This is a genomic window from Streptococcus parasanguinis, from assembly GCF_001578955.1.
Lineage (GTDB): Bacteria > Bacillota > Bacilli > Lactobacillales > Streptococcaceae > Streptococcus > Streptococcus parasanguinis_U.
This window is the reverse complement of record NZ_KQ969689.1, coordinates 549,637-551,603: the sequence shown is the minus strand read 5'-3', so window position 1 is coordinate 551,603 and position 1,967 is coordinate 549,637. Positions and strand designations below refer to the sequence as shown.

The window sequence follows — 1,967 nt, the reverse complement described above, 5'->3', positions numbered from 1 at the left end:
AAGGTTTCAGCCTGATCTACTGAGTGAGGGTTCGGAAGACCGGTCGCCTGGACACTACCAGAATAGATGTTGGCTCCGACATAAAGGAAATCCGTCACCTCAGTAACACCGTGTTGAATCTTGATCGACGGTTTTCGAAAATCTCCTAGTCCGTGCTGTCCCAAGACCTGTCGCTGGGTATCTAGACTAAAGGTTCGATTGTCAGGTGTTGGATTCCCAGAGAACGCATGATCTTTTTCATGCACGGTATTGGAAAAATGATAAGACGGGATCGGACGTCCCAGATGCTTGAGCATCAGGTAGCCATCTCGATTTTCAAGGATGAGGCTCAGTCCCTTACTTTCTACATAGAACAAATTTTGTTCGATACGAATTACCATATCTTCCTCCATTGGACCCTAAAAATATCACTATGTATTTTTATATTCAGTTCCAATATTTTTCTTTTTTCACATGTCTTTATTTTAAACGTTGTAAACGCTTCCGAAAATGGAATTTTGTTGGGCTTATATGGTAAAATGTTAGGTAGGAGGTTTACCTATGTTAGTCTTTTCAGAATACCAAACTGACACCATTGATATAGCCCTTGATTTTTACGGCTACGAAGATTGCCCCAAGAATTATGAAATTGGTCCTAGCTTTCGAGACAATTTTGTTCTGCATTTTATCACCAAGGGAAAAGGTGTCTTTCACATCAATAAAAATGAAATCCATTTAGAAGCCGGGGATCTCTTCCTTCTCCCTAAAAATATGGTGACCTACTACCAGGCAGACGCGGAAGATCCTTGGTCCTACTACTGGATTGGGATTAGTGGCACCAAGGTGAGTGATTTCATGCGCTTTTCAACCATACATGCCAAAGGTTTTCTAAAGAAAACAGAGGTGGACACAGAGCGGATCGGGCTGTTTATGGAGCAGCTTGTCCACAAGGCAGAGGACTCTAAGATGACCTCGCACTACCAACTCCACCTTCTCTCTCAGATCTATGAACTGCTATTTCTTATCAGTGAAGTGGCACCCGATATCCATCGGAGCCACCCATCTCCAACCTATCAACTCTACCTGACTTGCAAGCATGTGATTGAGACGCATTACGCTAAAGAACATCTCAGTATTCAAGAGATCGCTGATGACCTCAATGTCCATCGCTCCTACCTAACAACTGTTTTTAAGGAGTTTCACCAGATCTCTCCCAAGGAATTCTTGCACTCGGTCCGCATGCAACGTGCTCAGCAGTTACTGACCAATACAGACGAAAGCATCAAGATCGTGGCTTACTCGGTTGGCTTTTCAGATCCCCTCTATTTTTCAAAGGCCTTTAAGGCCTATAGCCACCTGACTCCTAGCCAATATCGCAGCAAACATAAAATTTAGTAAATATTTATTTCTTTTTACTAGTATTTAGAGTATACTGGAACTAGTAAGCAATAAAGGATGAACTATGGCAACGATTAAAGACATTGCAGAAAAAGCAGGCGTTTCTCAGGCAACGGTCTCTCGCGTCCTCAACCAAGATGTGACCTTATCGGTTGGTGAAGACACGCGCAGTCGGATTCTTCGCATCGCTGAGGACCTGCATTACCAAAAGAAAAGCCGCAAAACAGCGCCTCAACCAGTCGAAGATTCTCATAAAATCGTCATCTTTGAATGGTACACGCGCGAAGAAGAATTAGAGGACCTCTACTACTATGCCATTCGCATGGGCTTGGAGAAACAAGCCCAGGAATTAGGCTATGAGATCTTTCGTATCTTTAACAAGGACGATTGGTCTTTGATTCAGGAGGCAGACGGCATTATTGCTCTTGGAAAATTCAGTCCAAAGACCATTCAAGATCTAGAAAGCTACGGCAAACCCCTGATCTTTGTCGATAGCAATACCCTCTATCTAGGGCATTCTTGCGTGACGACAGATTTAGAAGATTCTGTTATCACCGCTCTCGAGCATTTCCTTGAGCATCATCACAAGG

At 43.4% G+C, this 1,967-nt stretch carries 3 protein-coding genes; 2 read left to right on the top strand and 1 reads right to left on the bottom strand.

From position 1 onward, the window contains the following. On the bottom strand, window positions 1–380 hold a 380-nt coding region (locus SPADD19_RS12485), incomplete at its 3' end, for a glycoside hydrolase family 36 N-terminal domain-containing protein (protein ID WP_277619457.1). Between the two features lie 160 nt (window positions 381–540). On the opposite strand from SPADD19_RS12485, the gene SPADD19_RS02550 reads away from it, so the two are divergent. Together SPADD19_RS02550 and SPADD19_RS02545 are read left to right on the top strand one after the other, a co-directional pair. Further along, the gene (locus SPADD19_RS02550) at window positions 541–1,374 is read left to right on the top strand and encodes an AraC family transcriptional regulator (protein ID WP_049515077.1); all 834 of its coding nucleotides are present in this window, start codon (window positions 541–543) and stop codon (window positions 1,372–1,374) included. 67 nt (window positions 1,375–1,441) lie between these two features. Then, on the top strand, window positions 1,442–1,967 hold a 526-nt coding region (locus SPADD19_RS02545), incomplete at its 3' end, for a LacI family DNA-binding transcriptional regulator (protein ID WP_128861560.1).

Excerpts from the sequence above, each read along its gene's own strand:
- SPADD19_RS02550 (WP_049515077.1), top strand. The coding sequence starts at position 541 with ATGTTAGTCTTTTCAGAATACCAAACTGACACCATTGATATAGCCCTT.